19 protein-coding genes are annotated in these 18,948 nt (G+C 65.4%); 11 read left to right on the top strand and 8 right to left on the bottom strand.

Going from position 1 to position 18,948, the window contains the following annotated elements:
- Positions 1–88: 88 nt before the first annotated feature.
- On the bottom strand, positions 89–1,873 hold the full coding sequence (locus HZB49_RS19720) for an NAD(P)/FAD-dependent oxidoreductase (protein WP_291614403.1): 1,785 nt from the start codon (positions 1,871–1,873) through the stop codon (positions 89–91).
- A gap of 93 nt (positions 1,874–1,966) precedes the next feature.
- Positions 1,967–3,052, bottom strand: coding sequence for a DUF2855 family protein (locus tag HZB49_RS19725; protein WP_291614405.1), 1,086 nt, complete (start codon positions 3,050–3,052; stop codon positions 1,967–1,969).
- A 202-nt stretch (positions 3,053–3,254) separates the two neighbouring features.
- Between HZB49_RS19725 and HZB49_RS19730 the strand changes: the two genes are divergently transcribed.
- Positions 3,255–3,632 (top strand): endonuclease domain-containing protein, encoded by a 378-nt coding sequence (locus HZB49_RS19730; protein ID WP_291614407.1) that lies wholly within the window; start codon positions 3,255–3,257, stop codon positions 3,630–3,632.
- Between the two features lie 90 nt (positions 3,633–3,722).
- Here HZB49_RS19730 and HZB49_RS19735 read toward each other — a convergent pair whose 3' ends face one another.
- The 3 genes from HZB49_RS19735 to HZB49_RS19745 are packed head-to-tail and all read right to left on the bottom strand — an operon-like array spanning position 3,723 to position 7,464.
- Complete coding sequence (locus HZB49_RS19735) at positions 3,723–5,249, bottom strand: acyl-CoA synthetase (RefSeq protein WP_291614409.1); 1,527 nt, start codon at positions 5,247–5,249, stop codon at positions 3,723–3,725.
- Positions 5,250–5,270: 21 nt separating this feature from the next.
- Positions 5,271–6,455 carry an ABC transporter substrate-binding protein gene (locus HZB49_RS19740; protein ID WP_291614411.1) on the bottom strand — a complete coding sequence of 395 codons (1,185 nt, stop codon included), beginning with the start codon at positions 6,453–6,455 and terminating at the stop codon, positions 5,271–5,273.
- Positions 6,456–6,489: 34 nt separating this feature from the next.
- Complete coding sequence (locus tag HZB49_RS19745) at positions 6,490–7,464, bottom strand: nitronate monooxygenase family protein (RefSeq protein WP_291614413.1); 975 nt, start codon at positions 7,462–7,464, stop codon at positions 6,490–6,492.
- A 191-nt stretch (positions 7,465–7,655) separates the two neighbouring features.
- On the opposite strand from HZB49_RS19745, the gene HZB49_RS19750 reads away from it, so the two are divergent.
- Positions 7,656–8,543: a LysR family transcriptional regulator gene (locus HZB49_RS19750; RefSeq protein WP_291614519.1), complete on the top strand. Its 888-nt coding sequence runs from the start codon at positions 7,656–7,658 to the stop codon at positions 8,541–8,543.
- Between the two features lie 50 nt (positions 8,544–8,593).
- On the opposite strand, the gene HZB49_RS19755 is transcribed toward HZB49_RS19750, so the two are convergent.
- Complete coding sequence (locus HZB49_RS19755) at positions 8,594–9,241, bottom strand: DNA-3-methyladenine glycosylase 2 family protein (protein ID WP_291614415.1); 648 nt, start codon at positions 9,239–9,241, stop codon at positions 8,594–8,596.
- Between the two features lie 89 nt (positions 9,242–9,330).
- Here HZB49_RS19755 and gluQRS point away from each other — a divergent pair, with 89 nt between their 5' ends.
- Complete coding sequence (gene gluQRS / locus HZB49_RS19760) at positions 9,331–10,203, top strand: tRNA glutamyl-Q(34) synthetase GluQRS (protein ID WP_291614416.1); 873 nt, start codon at positions 9,331–9,333, stop codon at positions 10,201–10,203.
- A gap of 83 nt (positions 10,204–10,286) precedes the next feature.
- Entirely contained in the window at positions 10,287–11,546 is a 1,260-nt protein-coding gene (locus HZB49_RS19765; RefSeq protein WP_291614419.1) for an ATP-binding protein, read from the top strand.
- On the opposite strand, the gene HZB49_RS19770 is transcribed toward HZB49_RS19765, so the two are convergent.
- Positions 11,473–12,366, bottom strand: a complete 894-nt coding sequence (locus HZB49_RS19770; RefSeq protein ID WP_291614421.1) for a YihY/virulence factor BrkB family protein — start codon at positions 12,364–12,366, stop codon at positions 11,473–11,475. The two genes, HZB49_RS19765 and HZB49_RS19770, sit on opposite strands and share 74 nt — an antisense overlap.
- A 228-nt stretch (positions 12,367–12,594) precedes the next feature.
- Between HZB49_RS19770 and HZB49_RS19775 the strand changes: the two genes are divergently transcribed.
- From HZB49_RS19775 to HZB49_RS19800, 6 genes are all read left to right on the top strand, one after another.
- Positions 12,595–12,789, top strand: coding sequence for a twin transmembrane helix small protein (locus HZB49_RS19775; protein WP_291614423.1), 195 nt, complete (start codon positions 12,595–12,597; stop codon positions 12,787–12,789).
- 159 nt (positions 12,790–12,948) lie between these two features.
- The gene (locus HZB49_RS19780; RefSeq protein ID WP_291614426.1) at positions 12,949–13,521 is read left to right on the top strand and encodes a cob(I)yrinic acid a,c-diamide adenosyltransferase; all 573 of its coding nucleotides are present in this window, start codon (positions 12,949–12,951) and stop codon (positions 13,519–13,521) included.
- A 131-nt stretch (positions 13,522–13,652) separates the two neighbouring features.
- Positions 13,653–14,402, top strand: a complete 750-nt coding sequence (locus HZB49_RS19785; RefSeq protein WP_291614428.1) for an electron transfer flavoprotein subunit beta/FixA family protein — start codon at positions 13,653–13,655, stop codon at positions 14,400–14,402.
- Positions 14,402–15,349 (top strand): FAD-binding protein, encoded by a 948-nt coding sequence (locus tag HZB49_RS19790; RefSeq protein WP_291614430.1) that lies wholly within the window; start codon positions 14,402–14,404, stop codon positions 15,347–15,349. The genes HZB49_RS19785 and HZB49_RS19790 overlap by 1 nt, the downstream gene beginning before the upstream one ends.
- A 110-nt stretch (positions 15,350–15,459) precedes the next feature.
- Positions 15,460–16,341: a 3-hydroxybutyryl-CoA dehydrogenase gene (locus tag HZB49_RS19795; protein WP_291614432.1), complete on the top strand. Its 882-nt coding sequence runs from the start codon at positions 15,460–15,462 to the stop codon at positions 16,339–16,341.
- Between the two features lie 223 nt (positions 16,342–16,564).
- On the top strand, positions 16,565–16,753 hold the full coding sequence (locus HZB49_RS19800; protein ID WP_291614434.1) for a hypothetical protein: 189 nt from the start codon (positions 16,565–16,567) through the stop codon (positions 16,751–16,753).
- On the opposite strand, the gene HZB49_RS19805 is transcribed toward HZB49_RS19800, so the two are convergent.
- On the bottom strand, positions 16,750–17,427 hold the full coding sequence (locus HZB49_RS19805; RefSeq protein WP_291614435.1) for a TlpA disulfide reductase family protein: 678 nt from the start codon (positions 17,425–17,427) through the stop codon (positions 16,750–16,752). The two genes, HZB49_RS19800 and HZB49_RS19805, sit on opposite strands and share 4 nt — an antisense overlap.
- Positions 17,428–17,555: 128 nt before the next feature.
- Here HZB49_RS19805 and argH point away from each other — a divergent pair, with 128 nt between their 5' ends.
- Positions 17,556–18,947, top strand: coding sequence for an argininosuccinate lyase (gene argH / locus HZB49_RS19810; RefSeq protein ID WP_291614437.1), 1,392 nt, complete (start codon positions 17,556–17,558; stop codon positions 18,945–18,947).
- The last annotated feature ends 1 nt before the right edge of the window (position 18,948 follow it).

Genomic DNA, 18,948 nt, shown 5'->3' on the forward strand with positions numbered 1-18,948 from the left:
TGGATTCCGGGCCTGCGCCGGAGCCTGTCATCGGGCGCGCGTTCGCGCGACCCGTTGGGCGCATCCCGGAATGACGATGGATAGAAATTCACGCGACCGCCGCCTCGAAACTCGGCGCATGAAGCCGCGGCAAAAGTCCTTCCTCGATCGCCTTGATCTGCAGGGCGAGCTGCTTCGAGCCGATCCGGCATTGCGCGAGCCCGCCGGCGATGAACCAGAGGCCGGGTTGTCCGGTGCGCACATACATGGCGCGCAGCTCCTCTGTGTCGCCAAAGCCCCAGATCGGGCCGACGCGCTTCGTCACGTCGGCGCCGAACAGCTTCTGCACCAGCTCTTCCTGCGGGCGGTAGCCGGTGGCGAGCACGATCAGGTCGGCCGGGATGGTCTCGCCGCTCTTCATCCGCGCGCCTTCGGCAACAAAAGTCTCGATATCGGCAAACTGCTTCAGCGCGATCTCGCGCCTGATCAGGAGTTCGGAGCAGCCGACGTTGAAATAATAGCCGCCGCCGCGGGTGAGGTATTTGAACTGCCAGCCGGTATTGTCCTCGCCGAAATCGAGCTTGAAGCCGACCTTGCGCAGGCCGTCGAGCAGTTCGGTGTCGAGCGCCTTCGACTTGTCGCAGGTCAGCGCATGGCTCTTGCGCGCGAGCTTCAGCGGTATCGACACCGCGATCAGGTCGTTATCGTCCAGCGTGCCTTCATTGTAGGGCGAATAGACCAGTTGCGCCGACGGCTCGATGCTGACCACCAGCGTGGACGAGCGCTGCACCAGCGTCACCCCGGCGCCGCTGGAATAAAGATCCTGCGCGATGTCGTGGCCGGAATTGCCGGAGCCGATCACGAGTGCGCGCCTGCCCTTCCAGCTCTCGCCGTCATCGTAACCGCTCGAATGCACGACCTTGCCGGCGAAATTCTTCAGCCCCGGAATATCCGGGATGTTGGGGATGCCGCTGACGCCGGTGGCCAGCACGACATGGCGCGGGTGCATGACGCGCGTCTCGCCCTTGCGGCGCACGGTCACGGTCCAGCGGCCTTCCTTCTCGTCGTAGCTGCCGCCCTCGAATTCGGTCTCGGTCCAGAAATTCAGCTCCATGCCGTCGACATAGGATTCGAGCCAGTTGGCGAGCTTGTCCTTGGGGATGTAGGTCGGCCAGTTCGGCGGAAACAGCATGTAGGGCAAATGATTGACCTGCACCTGGTTGTGCAGGGTGAGCGCGTGATAGCGCTTGCGCCAGTTGTCGCCGATGCGCTGCATGCGGTCGACGATCAGCGTATCGACGTTGAGCTGCTTCAGCCGCGCGGCGATACAGAGGCCCGATTGCCCGCCGCCGATCACCAGCACGGTCGGATCGCGGTCGGCATAGTCGTTCGACGCCTTGCGCAGGTCGAGCCAGTTCGGCCCGCGGAAATCGCGCGAATAGGCATTGCCGCGCGGGCGGTTGACGCCGAGCTGTTCCTCGAAGCCTTTCAGCTCCTCCAGCGCGGTCAGCAGCGTCCAGGCCTTGAGCCGGTTGCCGTCGGCGGCATCCGGGATCAGGCGGATGATTCCGTCGCCGCGGCCGAGCCTGGTTTCGAATTTGAAAATGGCCTCGATGCAGTCGGTGCCTGCGCGCATCACCTTGCGCGGGGCGGCGCGATCGGGATCGATGGCAAAGCCCGACGGTGCGGCGTCCGCCGCCTGCGCCTTCAGCGTCTTCAGGATGTCATCGCGGCCGTTGACGGTCTGCAGCGTCCAGGACAGCGCCAGCGCGTCGCGCCAATAGCTGTCCGGGTGGAACAATTTCTCGAGCGCGCCGTCATGGCCGAGCGCCGCCTCGAATTCCGCCAGCCAGCTTTCGGCGGCAATGGCAATGTCCGACGTCTTGTCCAGCATGCGCGCTTCTCTCCGGCGGCCGTCTCGCGCGGCCTGTGCAGGGAGCCTATACCCATTCGGGTTGGCACAGAAAGATGCGTGGAGCGCGTGCCGCTATGTCCCAAGCGAAAGGATGTGCCCCTCGTCGGGCGAAACATGGCCGTTGAGCGTATTCAGATAGACCTGTTTCACGGCATCCGGCCCGCGGCTTTCCGTCACCTTCAGCCACTTGCCGAGGTTCGGCGCAAAGCCTGACCAGGCCGCGCCAAAGCGCTGCTCGACCCCGCCCGGGCCCCATGCCTTGGCCCGCTTGCGGATCTGGTCCGGCGCGAAGAACCAGCTCGGCCTGGCGCCGGGCAGTTCCGGCTCCTCCATTGTGCTGCGGTGGGTCAGGCCGACGCGGCCGGAATACTTCATCTGCCCGACGAAATGCCGGTGCAGCGTCTCGCGCAGCGCGCTGTTGCCGGCCATGTCGACATAAGCGACCGGCGCATTGGCCGGCAGTGACGTGACCTTGTCGTAGGTCACGACCTCGTCATAGCAGCCGAGCGATTTGACGAAGTCGACATTCGAGGCCGAGGTCAGCCCGATCACCTTGATGTCCTTGCGCCGGTGCAGCAGATGCGCGAGCCCGAACGCGGTCTTGCTCGAGGCCGAGGACAGTAACACGCTCCTTGCGCCGAACATCGCATTCTCGCCGAGATAATCGTCGACCAGGAACGACAGCATGAACAGCGGCTGCAGCAAGGCGCGATAGTCGCCGGCGCGTCCCTCGAAATCCGGATTGCCGGTCACGCGAGCGTAGGAATTATAGACGGGCGAGACGCCCTGCCGGTGTGCGGCGCCGTCGCGCAAGCCGCGCTTGCTGACATCGGCGGCCTCGATCACCAGATGCGTCGCCATCGGGAAATAGCCGAACAGGGATTCGCCGACCGCAATGGCAGGATGCTTCGAGGCGATCACCTCGCCAAATCCCCACACCGGAATGTTGCCGAAACCGTCGGGGGCGGGAAACAGCGTCCAGTATTTCAGCGTGTCGCCCATCACGGCATAGGTGATGTTGTTGGCGGTGAGGGCGAAGCGGGTCACCTTCACCAGCAGCGCATCGTCCGGCAGCGTGGCTGCGTCGGGCAATTGCGTCTCGATCATCTTGCATCGCTGCAGGTCGTTGCGTGCCACGACGAAGTCGGCGGACTTCATATGCGCGTCTCCCGGGTTTGAAGGCGATCTTTGCCCCGGCCGGCGGTCGATTGGCAATAGCAACAATGTTTGAAATGTTGTTGGCTTTCGCTGGCCCGTCCCAATGCAATGACGAGGTGCCCGGTATGACATGATGTGACGTGAGGCCAGCACATTGGTCAGGCTCCCTCCCCCCTTGCGGGGGAGGGTTGGGGAGAGGGGTATGCCACACGACGTGGTCTCGGAGATTCAGCGCACCCGCGCCAAACGACTCCGCCGCACCATGACGCGCGCGGAGACTCGCCTATGGCGACACCTGAAAGCGGATCGCCTCGCCGGTCTCAATTTCCGCCGGCAGACTCCAATCGGCAATTACATTGCAGATTTCGTCGCGCATTCCTGCAAGCTCATCGTCGAGCTCGACGGCGAGAGTCACGACTTCGAGGAGCGCATTCGTCACGACGAGCGGCGCGATCGTTGGTTCGTGTCCCGCGGTTACCGCGTGCTGCGTTTCACCAACGAAGACGTGCTCAAGAATCTCGAAGGAGTCGTTCTGAGCATCGCGGAAGCAGCGGAACAAGCGGCACACCCCTCTCCCTAACCCTCCCCCGCAAGGGGGGAGGGAACCCCTCCATTGGTGCGTCCCTGACTGTTGTCCGAGACTAGTCGCTTCAAGTAAGGCTTAGGGCGTTCACGCCGCCGGGCGCAACTGACCTTCGGCATGGAGATCGCGCAGCTTGCGCTTGAATATCTTGCCGCTCGCCTCGCGCGGCAGCGCGTCGAGGAACTGGATGTCCTTCGGCACCTTGAAATTGGCCAGCCGCGCGCGCAGGAAGCCTTGCACCGCCGGGACCGAAAGCGAGGCGCCGGCTTCCGGCTCGATGCAGGCGAACAGCCGCTCGCCATATTCGTCGTCGGGCACGCCGAACACGGCGCAGTCGCGCACGCCCTCCATGCCGATCAGCGCATTCTCGATCTCGGCCGGATAGATGTTGACGCCGCCCGAGATCACCATGTCGCGCTTGCGGTCGCACAGGAACAGGTAGCCGTCGGCATCGAGATAGCCGACGTCGCCGACGCTGACGAGGTCGTCGCGGCCGGCCTCGGCGCGCGCGGCGGCATTGCCGTGATAGTCGAAATCGGCAATTGCGGTCTGACGCATGAAGATCTCGCCGGGCTCGCCCGTGTCGCACAGCGTACCGTCGGGCCGGAAGATCTTCACGATGCCGCCCTCAATGGCGCGGCCGACCGTGCCGGGCTTCGCCAGCGCCTCCGCGGAGGAGTGCCACACCGGAATGCCGGTCTCGGTCGAGCCCAGATATTCGTTGATGACCGGCCCCCACCACTCGATCATCGCGCGCTTGACCTCGACCGGGCAGGGCGCCGCGCCATGGATGACGAAGCGCAGCGAGGAGATGTCGTAGCGCTTGCGCACGTCTTCCGGGAGCCGCAGCAGGCGGACAAACATGGTCGGCACCGCATGCATGTGCGTGATGCGATAATCCTGCACCAGCCGCAGCAGGTCCTCGGGATCGAAGCGCGGTTCCAGCACGATGGTGGCGCCATGACGGAACGCCAGCATGCCGTAGGAGTTCGGCGCCGAGTGATACATCGGGCCGTTCATCAGCACGACCTGGTTGTCGTTGGGCGCGATGCCATAGGCCAGCGTCGAGACGCGCTCGGCGGCGGCGAGCTGCTCGGGGCGCATCTGGCCGCGCCGCACGCCCTTGGGGCGCCCGGTGGTGCCCGACGTATAGAACATCGGCGACATCCGCCCGATCGGGCCGGACCACGGCGCCTGCGCGTCGCGCCATCGATCCCAATCGGTCATGCCGGCCGCTACACGCGTCAGTTCCGCCGGCACGTTGAAGGCGGCCGCGATCTCCGGCGGCGTCGGCACGATCAGCACCTTGATGTGATCGGGAACGCCCTCGCGGATCTGCGGCCAGAGATCGGCATGGCAGACCAGAACCCCGGCGCCGCAGTCGCCGATGATGTAATTCACCTCGTCGGCCTTGAGGTGCCAGTTGATCGGCACCACCGGCGAGCCGATTGTGGCAGCGGCACTGGAGCATTCGAAGAACGCAAGATCGTTGCGCAGCATCATGGCGACAGGCGTGCCGCCGGCCACGCCAAGCTCTTTCAGCCCGGTCGCCGCCCGGGCGGCGCGTGCAAAGATCTCCGGATAGCTGATCCGGCGGTCGCCGCTGATGATCATATCCGCTCTCCGTAAGCCGGGTCAGTCCTGGCGGTCGTCAATGAGATCGCCGAAGCCGACCCAGTTCTTGCCGTTGAATCGGCGCAGCCGCAACTGCTGGAACGGCAGATAGTCGTCGGGCCCCGTCGAGACCTTGATGCCGGGCAGAAGCAGCGGCAGCTCGACGTCGCGCAGCGAGGTCGCCTGTTTCAGGATATTCTCGCGGCTGAAATCGTCCTTGCACGCCTTCAGCACCTTCATCAGCAGCGTCGCATAGTGGTAGCCGGCCGCATAGTTGGAATTCTTCAGGTCAGCGTCGGGCATGCGTTCCTTCATGAAGGCGAAGAACTCCTTGACGCCGGCATCGTCGGCCCATTGCGGATCGATGGTGTCTTTCTGGGCGCTCGAGGAGACTAGGCCGATCGCGTTCTCCAGCCCGGCAGGTTCCAGGAACGAGATCGACGACGCCGAGGTCGGAACCAGGAACAGGTCGGGCTTCCAGTTCAGCTCCGCGACGCCCTTGATCATCTGGGACGTGAACTTGCCGAGCACGACGCCGAACATCACGTTGGCGCCGGAAGCCTTCAGCGTCGCGAGCTGCGAGGCGATGGTCGGCGCGCTGGTCTCGTAGCTCGCCTCCGCCACGATCATGGAAGCGGCCTTGGGTCCAAGCGCGCGCTTGAAGCCCGTGACATAGTCGCGGCCGAAATCGTCGTTCTGCGACAGGATCGCGATTTTCGCGTCGGGCTTCGCCTGCAGCACATATTTGGCGTAGATCACGCCTTCGGATTCGTATGTCGCCATGCCCGGCATGGTCCACGGAAAATTCTTCGGGTCCGCCCATTTGGTGGCGCCGCTCAACACGAACAGTTGCGGCACCTTCTTGCTGTTGAGATAGCGATGGACCGCGTTGTTGGTGGCGGTCCCGAGGGAGCCGAACAGGAACAGCACCTCTTCCTGCTCGACCAGCTTGCGGGTCTGCTCCACCGTCTTCGGCGGCGAATAGGCGTCGTCCAGCGTGATGAACTTCACCTTGCGCCCGTTGATGCCGCCTTCGGCATTGACCTTCTCGAAATAGACCTCCTGCGTCTTGCCGATCAGGCCGAAGCCCGACGCCGGGCCGCTATAGGGCAGGGTCTGCCCAATGCGGATGTCTTCCGCCGCCACGGCCGCCGCCGTGCCGCCGAGCGTGAACGCGATCGTCAGTGCATGCTGTAGCCGCTTCATCGGTTCCTCCCATCTGTCGTTATGATTGTCTCGTTCAGGCGATCGCCCGGCGCTGGAAGTCGGTGGTGGCCTCCGAAAACTCGGCCTTCAGCCGCGCCACCAGTTCGGCCACCGGCGGCGCATCGCTGATCTGGCCGATGCCCTGGCCGCTTCCCCAGATGTCGCGCCACGCCTTGGATTTCATGTTGCCGCCGGAGCCGAAATTCATCTTCGACTTGTCGGCGACCGGCAGGTTCGCCGGATCGAGCCCCGCGGCCGCGATCGACGAGCCGAGATAGTTGCCGTGCACGCCGGTGAACAGGTTGGAATAGACGATGTCGTGCGCGGCATGCTCGATCAGCGCGGCCTTGTAGGCGGGATCGGCATTGGCCTCCTCGGTCGCGATGAAGCGCGTGCCCATGTAGGCGAGGTCGGCGCCCAGCGCGAGTGCGGACGCAATGCTCCATCCGTCTGAGATCGCGCCCGAGAGCAGGATGGTGCCCTTGAACCACTGCTTGACCTCGCGCACCAGCGCGAACGGCGACAGCGTGCCGGCATGCCCGCCGGCGCCGGCACAAACCAGGATCAGGCCGTCGACGCCCTGTTCGGCGGCTTTCCGCGCATGCTTGACGTTGATGACGTCGTGGAACACCACGCCGCCATAGGAATGCGCGGCCTCGACGATCTCCAGCGGCGGACGCAGCGAGGTGATGATGATCGGCACCTTGTGCTTCACGCAGGTCTCCATGTCCTTCATCAGCCGGTCGTTGGAGGCATGGCAGATCTGGTTGACCGCGTAGGGCGCGACCTTCTTGCGGGGGTTCTGCGCCTTGTATTCGCCGAGCTCGTTCTCGATCCGGGAGAGCCACTCGTCGAGCTTCTCGACCGGCCGCGCATTCAGCGCCGGGAACGAGCCGATGATGCCGGCCTTGCACTGGGCGATCACGAGCTCGGGGCCTGAGACGATGAACAGCGGCGAGCCGAGCACGGGCAGTTCGAGCGTGTCCTTGAGCGAAGCGGGTAGCGGCATGCGAATGTTCCCTCGACAAATGGGCCTTGAGGCCGGCTGTATTTCCTGATGCGCCGGGAATTCGCTGCGCCTTCCGGCGAGCGGCCCACCCGGAAGGGCCCACTGACGTCTGCGATTATAGGGCTGGACGCGCGGGCGGCGCTGTTCAATATTGGACAGACCATCATTCACGAATGAACATGGGCAGCGCGATGGACTGGGACCTCTGCAAGACCTTCGTCGCGGTGGCCGAGAAGGGCAGCCTGGCCGCGGCGGCGCGCCAGTTGCGCTCGAGCCATCCGACCGTCGGCCGCAAGGTCGCTAGCCTGGAGCGGCAGCTCGGCACCCGCCTGTTCGTGCGCTCCGACCAGGGGCTGTCGCTGACCGCGCAGGGCCGCAAGTTCCGCGAACATGTCGATGCGATGGCCGCGGCCGCATTGCGCGCCGAATCCGCGGTCTCCGCGACCGGGCGCCAGGCCCGCGGCGTGGTCAAGATATCGATCGGCGCGACGCTCGCCGCGCACTGGCTGATGCCGCGCATGGGCAGGTTCCTGCGCGAGCACGATCACCTGCAGATCGAGATCATCACCCATCCGTTTCCGGCGAGCGTGCGCCGCCGCGAGGCCGACGTGGTGCTGCGCCCCGTCGATGCCGGCGAGGAAAACCTCGTCGGCCGCCGCATCGGCCGGCTCGGCACCGGCTTCTATGCCTCGCGCGACTATGCGGCGCGCCGGAAACTCCCCGAACGGCGCGACGAGTGGAAGGACCACAGCATCATCGGCTTCGCCGACCGCGCTTCCAACGCCGACCTGGCGCGCTGGAGCGACAACATCACCCGCCACGGCACGGTGGTGATGCGCTGTTCGTCGCAGGGCGACATGCTCGCCGCGGTGCGCGCCGGGCTCGGCATCTCCGCGCTGTCCTGCTTCGTCGCAGCGGCGCATCCCGATCTGGTCCGCGTCGCGCCGCAAAAGCTGATCAGCGTCGCCGATCTCTGGCTGCTGGCGCATCCCGATCTGGTCGATCTGCCCGCCGTGCGCGCGGTGATCGGCTTTGTCGCGGATTGTGCGCGGGAGGACCGCGCGCTGCTGCGGGGGTGAGTGCTGCGAGCGGAGTCCCTGCTACTTTGCATGGGGTTGTTTTCGCGATTTTAGTTCGAGGCCACACCCTCGCGCTTCTTCAGAACGCGGTAGTACGCCCACCACAGATGCGCCGCCGCGCCCCGATAGGGCCGCCAGGGTTCGGCCAGCGGCGCCATCTGCTTTGACGTCGGCCGTTCCTTGAGGCCAAGGCCGATCTTCACCGCTTCCTGCACGGCGAGATCGCCGGCCGGCCAGGCATCGCCGTGGCCAAGACAGAAAAGTAGATAAATGTCGGCGGTCCATGGCCCGATGCCGTGTAGCGCAGTCAGCGCGTGGTGCGCGGCGTCGACGTCCTCGTTGGCGATGACATCGAGGTTGAGCCGCTCGGCCGCGAGTTCCCTCGCGATGAATTTGAGCGTCTTGATCTTGGCTGCCGAAAGGCCGAGCCGCCCGAGCCGGTCGGCGCGCGCTTTTCGGATCGCGTGATGGTCGAACGGATCGAAGGCGGCCGAGAGGCGGGCCCAGATCGCTCCCGCGCTGGCGGTAGAAAGCTGCTGGCCGCAGACGATATGGGCCAGCCCCGCAAAGCCCGGCTCGCGCTGGCGCAGCGCCGGCATGCCGGTCTGCCCAAGGATCGGCTTCAGCCGCGGGTCCTGCTTCACCAGCGTCTGCATGGCGTCTTCGAGGTCGGACTGGGTTTCGAAGCGGACGAGCATGGCGGAGCGAGTTTACGGATTTTTTTGCTCGTCGTCATGGCTGGCTGGCAAGACTCGCCCGCCCAGGCCATGACGGGTATTACTGACACATGCCGCCACCCGTTTTCCGATTTGCGCCAAGCCCGAACGGCTATCTCCACCTTGGCCATGCCTTTTCGGCGCTGCTCAATTTCGACCTGGCGCGGCAGAGCGGCGGCAGGTTCTTGCTGCGCATCGAGGATATCGACGCCACGCGCTGCCGGCCGGAATATGAGGCGGCGATCCACGAAGACCTCGCCTGGCTCGGCCTTTGCTGGGAAACGCCGGTGCGGCGGCAGTCCGAACATTTTCCCGCCTATCGCGAAGCCATCGAGAGATTGTCGGCGCTGGGCCTGATCTATCCGGGCTTCGAGAGCCGCGCCGAAATCGCGCGGCTGGTGGAAGCTCGCGAGAAAGATGCGCCCTGGCCGCGCGACCCCGATGGCGCGCCGCTCTATCCCGGCACGGCGAAATCGCTGACGCCGGCCGAGCGGGGAAGGCTGATCGCCTCCGGTGCGCCCTTTGCGCTCAGGCTCGACATGGAAGCGGCGATGGCGCGCGTGGGTTCGGTCGGCTGGACGGAGCAGGGCGCAGGCCCGAACGGCGAGACCGGAGCGGTCGCTGCCCGCCCGGAAGCCTGGGGCGATGTGATCCTTGCGCGCAAGGAGACGCCGACCAGCTATCATCTGTCGGTCGTGATCGACGACGCGCTGCAGGGCATCACGCATGTCGTGCGCGGCGAAGACCTGTTCTGGTCAACCAGCGTGCATCGGCTGCTGCAGCAACTGCTCGGCATTCCGCAACCAGCCTACCGGCATCACCGTCTGATCCGGGACGATGCAGGCCGGAAGCTCTCCAAGTCGACGCTGGCCACCGGCTTGCGCGAGTTGCGCGCGGGCGGCGCCACGCCGGCGAAAATCCGACAGCTTGTGGGGCTGCCGTAGTTTTTCGGGGACAAACGCTATTACCCTGCCGTGACTCCGTCGGCCTGGCCTGCCATGCTGGTTCTATCCGGGGACGCAGAATCATGGCGGCAAGATCGCGGCCAACGCGCAAGGCCCGGCCGCCGAAAAAGCGGCCGACGAGGAAGCGCGCCACGCGGCCTGCGGCCAAGTCAAAGCCGCGCAAGCGGGACAAGACAAAGGCGAAGGCGTCGAGGGCCGCGACCGGCGTGGTGGAAGCCGCGCTTGCCGCCTTTGCGCATGAGGTTCGCACGCCGCTCACCGGCATCCTTGCGATCAGCAACCTGCTGGCGACCTCCGACCTCGGCGAGCGCGAACGGCGCTGGGTGGACACCATCAAAGCCGGGGCCGAGCATCTGGCGAGCCTCGCCACTCTTTTCGTCGATGCGGCACGGGGGGCGCAGGCCGGCCGGCAGGACCTGTTCGACCTGCGCGCGCTCGCCCGCAGCGTCGGCGATTCGCTGGCCGGGCGGGCGGCAGCCAGGGGCCTGCAGGCTTCGATCGAGATTTCCGACGAGCTTCCGGCGCTGGTGGTCGGCGATGCCGTCCGCCTGCGCGCGGCGCTGGAAAACCTGATCGACAACGCCGTCAAGTTCACCGAAGCGGGTGCGGTTGGGCTGTCGGCGGCGCCGGTGCGCGACGTCAACGGCAAGGCCGGCATTGCCTTCGCGGTCTCCGACAGCGGGATCGGTCTTTCGCTAAAGGAGATCGAGCGGCTGTTCCGTCCGTTCTCGCAGGCCAATGTCTCGATCGCCTCGCGCTTCGGCGGCGCGGGCTTGGGGCTGTCCTCGGTCAAGCAGCTCGCGCGCGCCATGGGCGGCGACATCGTGGTCGCGCCGCGCAAGGGCGGCGGCACCACCTTCACGCTGATGGTGACGCTGCCGCTGGCCAAGGCTGAGCCCGCGTCCGGCGCCAGCGCCGAAGCGGCGCAGGGCGCGGCGAGGCCGCTGCGGCTGCTCAGCGTCGAGGACAATCCATTCGGCCGGGTGGTGCTGAATGCGATCCTGACCGAGCTCGGTCATCATGCCGAATTCGTCGGCCGCGGCGAGGCGGTGGCCGAGCGCCTCGCGCAAGGTGCCGCGTTCGACGCGGTGCTGATGGACATGGTGCTGCCCGGCATCAACGGCGTCGAGGCGATCCGGCGCATCCGCGCGCTGGACGCGCCGCTTCGGCACATCGCCGTCATCGGCATATCCGGGCGTGCCGAGGACGAGGCGGCGGCGCGCGCGGCCGGCGCCGACGCCTTCCTGGTCAAGCCTGTGTCTCCGCGGGCTTTAGCGACTGCGCTGCTTGAAGCGACACGCCATGCGGCAGCCGCGACTTGATGATCGCGGCATTGAGCTCGCCGCCATAGACGAAGATCGCGGCGATGAAATACAGGAACACCAGCGCGATGATCACCGACGCCAGCCCCGCATACATCGTGACGTAGTTGCCGGCGAAGCGCGTCAGATACTGGCCGAACACGATGCCGGAGATCAGCGATGCCACCATGGTGAAGACGATGCCGGGCAGGATCTGCAGGAAGCCGCGGCGTCCCGCCGGCAGCCAGGCGTGCAGGAAGAACAGCGCAACGACCAGCGCCCCGATGGCGACGCCGTAGCGGGCGTAGAACAGCAGCCGCTCGTTGCTCTCGACGAAGAACGGGATGTAGAGCCGCGCGGTTTCGAGGATCAGCGGACCGAGCACGATCAGGAACGCCATCGCCAGCGAGGCGAACGCGGCGACCAGCGTATAGCCGATCGATTCCAGCCGCAGCCAGTACCAGCGCCGCGGCTCGACCACCGCATAGGCGCGGTTGAGTGCGGTTCGCAGCGCCTCCACGCCGTTGGAGGCGAAGTAGATCGCAAGTGCCGCGCCGATGGTGAGGATGTCGGTGCGGGTGGTGGTCAATACGTCGTGGATCTCGCCCGAGATCGCGTCCGCCACCCGCTTGGGCCAGACCTGCAGCAACAGGTCGGCGGCTTGGTCGGCCAGCTCCTTGGAGCCGAAGAAGCCGGCCAGCGCCGTCAGCACGATCAGGAACGGGAACAGCGCCATCAGCGTCGACAGCGCGATATGGCTGGCGATGGCCCAGCCGTCATCGGCAAGGAACGTGTAAAACGCATCCTCCACGACGTGGTAGACGTAGCGAACAGCCTTCACTGCCACCCCTGCCTGAGTTCGACCCCTGGAGCGTTTTCAAGCGAAGTGGATACCGGTTCGCCTGAAGAAAACGCGTCAAATCAAGAATCTAGAGCTTCGGTTCTGATTCAATCAGAACCGAAAATGCTCTAGTCCCGCTACCATCTGATATTATTGAACTAAAAGCCAGATCGTTGCCAAGTTCCTCCACGTGTGGCGGACCGGCCGGTGCGGTGTTATGTAGCGCCGATGGCCTCCTTTCTCAGTACGATTCTGCTTCCCATTGCGGTCGGCGCCGTCGCGTTGGTCCTGCTGCTCGGTCTTATAAATATGGTGAGGGGCGGCTCACCCAATCGATCGCAAAGCCTGATGCGGCTGCGCGTGCTGCTGCAATTCGTCGCCATCGTCATCACTATGATCGCCGTCTGGGCGATGGGGCGTTAGGTACAGCGGTCTTCACCTCTCCCATGGGGAGAGGTCGGATCGCGCAGCGATCCGGGTGAGGGGTTACACTCTATCGATGGACCGTAACCCCTCACCCGCTCGCAAGATGCTCGCGACCTCTCCTTGCGGGAGAGGTGGTAACAGACACCGGAGCTAATCATGGTCGTGCTCAACCGCATCTACACCCGCACCGGCGATGACGGCACTACCGCGCTCGGCAGCGGCGAGCGGCGGCCGAAATACGATCTCCGGGTGGAAGCCTATGGCACCGTGGACGAGACCAATGCCGCGATCGGCGTGGTGCGGCTGCATCTGGCGGAGCAGCCGGCGCTCGACCGCATGCTCGGCCTGATCCAGAACGACTTGTTCGACCTCGGCGCCGATCTCGCCGTGCCCCAGCGCGAGGGCAAGGCCGAGCGGCTGCGGGTGTTGTCGAGCCAGGTCGAGCGGCTCGAGCGCGATATCGATGCGCTGAACGAAAAGCTTGCGCCGTTGACCTCGTTCATCCTGCCCGGCGGTACGCCGGGAGCCGCATACCTGCATGTCGCCCGCACCATTTGCCGCAGGGCGGAACGGGTGATCGTGGAACTCGCCGCCAAGCCTGAGGAGCCCGTCAGCGAGGCTGCCATACATTATATGAACCGCCTGTCCGACTTCCTGTTTGTGGCCGCCCGCGCGGCCAACCATAATGGGGCGGGCGACGTGCTCTGGGTGCCCGGCCAGAACCGCTAGAGGAGTGGCCCTTCGGGCTTGCTTTCCGGGCCAATTTTTGCGCTTTCACGCGTTGACCGGGGGGGACCGGCGCTCTAGGTTCCGCGCCCGAGCAATCAATTTCCCTTTAGATTTGAGCGAAAGAAGGATCGATGAAGGTTCTTGTGCCGGTAAAGCGGGTCGTCGACTACAACGTCAAGGTCCGCGTCAAGGGTGACGGATCGGGCGTCGAGCTCGCCAACGTCAAGATGTCGATGAATCCGTTCGACGAGATCGCCGTCGAGGAGGCGCTGCGCCTGAAAGAGGCCGGCAAGGCCACCGAAGTGGTGGTGGTCTCGATCGGACCGGCGCAGGCGTCGGAAACCATCCGCACGGGTCTGGCCATGGGCGCCGACCGCGGCATCCTGGTGAAGGCCGACGGCAATGTTGAGCCCCTGGCGGTCGCCAAGATCCTCAAGGCGGTGGTCGATGCGGAGAAGCCCGGCCTCGTCATTCTCGGCAAGCAGGCGATCGACGACGATTCCAACCAGACCGGCCAGATGCTGGCCGCGCTGCTCGGCTGGTCGCAGGCGACTTTCGCCTCCAAGCTCGAGGTCGAAGGAAGCGATTTCAAGGTGACCCGCGAAGTCGACGGCGGCCTGCAGACCATCAAGCTCAAGGGCCCGGCGATCGTCACCACGGACCTGCGCCTCAACGAGCCGCGTTATGCGTCGCTGCCCAACATCATGAAGGCGAAGAAGAAGCCGATCGACGACAAGGCCGCCGCCGATTACGGCGTCGATCTCACGCCGCATCTCGAAGTTCTCAAGACTACCGAACCGGCGGGCCGCAAGGCAGGCGTCAAGGTAAAGGACGTCGCCGAACTCGTCTCCAAGCTGAAGACCGAAGCCGGGGTTCTCTGATGACTACGTTGCTGATTGCAGAACACGAAGCAGGCGTCCTGAAGGATGCCACCAACAAGGCGCTGACCGCCGCCAGCCAGCTTGGCGGCGACGTGCATGTGCTGGTCGCGGGCGGAAGCAGCGCCAAGGCTGCCGCCGATACCGCCGCCAAGCTCGCCGGCGTCAAGAAGGTGCTGCTCGCCGAGGGCGAGGCCTATGCGCACGACCTCGCCGAGCCGCTGGCCGCGCTGATCGTCTCGCTCGCCGGAGGCTATGACGCCTTCGTTGCGCCGGCGACCTCGCGTTTCAAGAACGTGATGCCGCGCGTCGCGGCCCTGCTAGACGTCATGCAGGTCTCCGAGATCATCAAGGTGGTCGCGCCCGACACCTACGAGCGGCCGATCTATGCCGGCAACGCCATCCAGACCGTGAAGTCGAAGGACGCCAAGAAGGTGATCACGGTGCGTACCTCGACCTTCGCCGCGGCCGGCGAGGGCGGCAGCGCGCCGGTGGAGAACGCCGCGGCAGCGGCCGATCCGGGTCTGTCGACCTTCGTCGGCGAGGAAGTCGCCAAGAGCGATCGCCCCGAGCTGACCTCGGCCAAGATCATCGTCTCCGGCGGCCGCGCCATGCAGAGCCGCGAGAACTTCGCCAAATATATCGAGCCGCTCGCCGACAAGCTGGGCGCCGGCGTCGGCGCCTCGCGCGCTGCGGTGGACGCCGGCTATGCGCCCAACGACTGGCAGGTCGGCCAGACCGGCAAGGTGGTGGCGCCGGAACTCTATATTGCCATCGGCATTTCGGGCGCGATCCAGCATCTGGCCGGCATGAAGGACTCCAAGGTGATCGTCGCGATCAACAAGGACGAGGACGCGCCGATCTTCCAGGTCGCCGATTACGGCCTGGTCGCCGACCTCTACCAGGCGGTTCCGGAACTCACCGGCGAGCTCGCCAAGCTCGGAAAGTAACGATGATTGCACCGGCCGGATGACGAACATCCGGCCGGTGTCTATTTAGGGGGATGGACCGGCTGCGCGCGAACTGCGCGCCGTTCCGGCAAAAAGATCCGGTGGGTGAGATGACGGTTACAGTCAGGAAAGTCGGCGTGATCGGCTCGGGCCAGATGGGCAACGGCATTGCCCATGTCGCGGCGCTCGCCGGCCTCGATGTGGTGCTCAGCGACATCTCCGCCGACCGGCTGAAATCCGCCATGGCGACCATCAACGGCAATCTGTCGCGCCAGGTCGCCAAGCAGCACATCACCGAAGACGCCCGCAAGGCGGCGCTCGGCCGCATCGCCTCCACCGAGTCCTTCGACGGCCTCGCCGCCTGCGATCTCGTGATCGAGACCGCGGTGGAGAAGGAAGAGGTCAAGCGCAAGATCTTCCACGATCTCTGCGCCGTGCTGAAGCCGGAGGCGATCATCGCCTCCAACACCTCCTCGATCTCGATCACGCGGCTCGCCGCCGCCACCGACCGCCCCGAGCGCTTCATCGGCATTCACTTCATGAATCCGGTGCCCCTGATGGAACTGGTCGAGCTGATCCGCGGCATCGCCACCAACGACGAGACGTTCGACGCCGCCAAGGCCTTCGTCGGCAAGCTCGGCAAGCAGGTCGCGGTCTCCGAGGATTTCCCGGCCTTCATCGTCAACCGCATCCTGCTGCCGATGATCAACGAGGCGATCTACACGCTCTATGAAGGCGTCGGCAATGTCGAGGCGATCGACGCGGCGATGAAGCTCGGCGCCCACCACCCGATGGGCCCGCTGGAGCTTGCCGATTTCATCGGCCTCGATACCTGCCTGTCCATCATGCAGGTGCTGCATGAGGGCCTGGCCGACTCCAAGTACCGCCCGTGCCCGCTGCTGGTGAAATATGTCGAGGCCGGCTGGCTCGGCCGCAAGACGCAGCGCGGTTTTTACGACTACCGCGGCGACAAGCCGGTCCCGACGCGCTAGGGACTGTCATTGCCGGGCTCGACCCGGCAATCCATCCGCTTCCAAGGAATTTGTAGGGTGGGCAAAGCGAAAGCGTGCTCTTTTTCGGCCGTGCTCTTGAAGGGGGCACGGCGCAAGGGCGCCTTTGTCCACCCGACAAATCCCCGGACTAATACGCGCCGCCGCGGTGAAGTCTCGTTAACCCTCCACGGCTAGGGTGCCCCGCAAGGAAGGGGTACCGCGTATGGAAATGATGGCTATGGTTTCGAGCCTGCTTGCCATGCAGGCCGGCAACACCCAGGGGCAGATCGCGGCGACCATCATCAAGAACAATGCCGACGCGGAGAAATTCGCGGTTGCGACCCTGCTCGGCCAGCCCTCCCAAGCCAATCTCGGGCCCGGTGTCGGCGGCTCCCTCGACAAGCTGGCTTAAGAACCCGCGGCCGCCGGCTTCACCGCCGCCTTGATCAGTTTGACCGCGTCCTCGCTCGCCCATTCGGCGGGGCCGGCGATGGTGCCGATTTCGCAGCCCTGCGCATCCACCAGCACCGAGGTCGGCATGCCCAATGCCCGACCCACCGCCTTAAGATCCTGAAAAACTTTGGCTTTCTGGTCGGTGAAATAGGCCAATTTGGTCAGGTTGGCCTCTTTCAGGAAATTCTTCGGCTTGTCGGGATCGCGGGTGTCGATATTGATCGCCACCACCTCGAAGTCCTTGCCGCCGAGCTTCCCCTGCAGCTCGTCCAGCGCGGGCATCTCCTTCCGGCACGGCACGCACCAGGTGGCCCACAGGTTCAACAGGATGGTCTTGCCGCGCCAGTCCGACAGCTTCCTCGGCTTGCCGGCGGCGTCCTCGAAGGCGAGGTCGGGCAGCCGCAGGGCCGAGGAGGCCATGGTCACCGCCGCCACCTCGCCATGGGCCAGCGGGGCGATCTTCTTCGCCAGATCGACTGCTGCGGCGCAGGCGGCATCGCCGCCCGAACCGCGCTTCAGCGAGGAGAGGCCGTAATACCCCGCCAACCCGATCAGGGCGCCGGCCACGACCGCGCCGATCGCGACCGGCAGCCGACGGCTGGAGGCGGGGAGGGGCGAGGGGTTTTCCGGCATATCGTTTGTCTTCCTGGGTCAGATATGGCTATGCAGAGCTATTACGCGCCGCGGCCGCAGGGCGTTTCGCGCGCCCGGCCGATTTTGGCAAGAACTATCGAAGTCACGATCAAGCGACGAGTGAGGTCATGAGCAACAAGATGTGGGGCGGGCGATTCTCCGAGCGCCCCGACGCGATCATGGAGGAAATCAACGTCTCCATCGACGTCGATCGCCACATGTATGCCCAGGACATCGCCGCCTCCAAGGCGCATGCCGCGATGCTGGCCGCGCAGGGCATCATCACCGCTTCCGATGCGAAGAACATCGCCAAGGGCCTCGACGCGATCCTGGCCGAGATCGGCAAGGGCGATTTCGACTTCAAGCGCGCTCTGGAAGACATCCACATGAATGTCGAGAGCCGGCTGTCGGAGCTGATCGGCCCCGCTGCGGGGAGGCTGCACACCGCGCGCTCCCGCAACGACCAGGTCGCGACCGACTTCCGTCTCTATGTCCGCGACGTCATCGACGAAACGGACGAGGCGCTCGCCGCCTTCCAGCATGCGCTGGTGATGCGGGCGCTGGAGCATGCCGCAACCGTGATGCCCGGCTTCACCCATCTGCAGACCGCGCAGCCCGTGACCTTCGGCCATCATCTGCTCGCCTATGTCGAGATGGCGGCGCGCGACCGCGGCCGCTTTGCCGATGCGCGCAAGCGGCTCAACGAATCCCCGCTGGGCGCTGCGGCGCTTGCCGGCACCTCGTTCCCGATCGATCGCGCCGCCACCGCCAAGGCGCTCGGCTTCGACCGGCCGATGGCCAATTCGCTCGATGCGGTCTCCGACCGCGATTTCGTGCTGGAGACGCTGTCGGCGGCGTCGATCACGGCGATTCACCTGTCGCGCTTTGCCGAGGAGATCGTGGTGTGGACCTCGCCGCTGGTCGGCCTGGTGCGCTTGAGCGACAAGTTCACCACCGGCTCCTCCATCATGCCGCAGAAGCGCAATCCGGATGCGGCGGAACTGGTGCGCGCAAAGACCGGCCGGGTGATCGGCGCGCTCAACGCGCTCTTCATCGTGATGAAGGGCCTGCCGCTCGCCTATCAAAAGGACATGCAGGAGGACAAGCAGGGCGCGATGGAAGCCTTTGCCGCGCTGTCGCTCGCGATCCGCGCAATGACCGGCATGGTGCTCGACCTCGTGCCGGACGAAGCGAAGATGCGGCTGGCGGCCGGCGACGGCTACGCCACCGCCACCGATCTTGCCGACTGGCTGGTGCGCACCCTGAAAATGCCGTTTCGCGAGGCCCACCACGTCACCGGCCGCATCGTCGGCCTTGCCTCCAAACAGGGCGTGGCGCTGCACGAGCTGCCGCTGAAGGCGATGCAGGAGGTCGAGCCGAGGATCACGGCCGAGGCGCTGAAGGTGCTGTCGGTGGATTCCTCGGTGAAGAGCCGCACCTCGTTCGGCGGCACCGCGCCGAAGAACGTGGCAGCCCAGGCCAAGGCCTGGGCGAAGCGGTTGGAAAAACAGCGAAAGTAGG

This window comes from Bradyrhizobium sp. (assembly GCF_016219575.1).
Classification (GTDB): Bacteria; Pseudomonadota; Alphaproteobacteria; order Rhizobiales; family Xanthobacteraceae; genus Bradyrhizobium.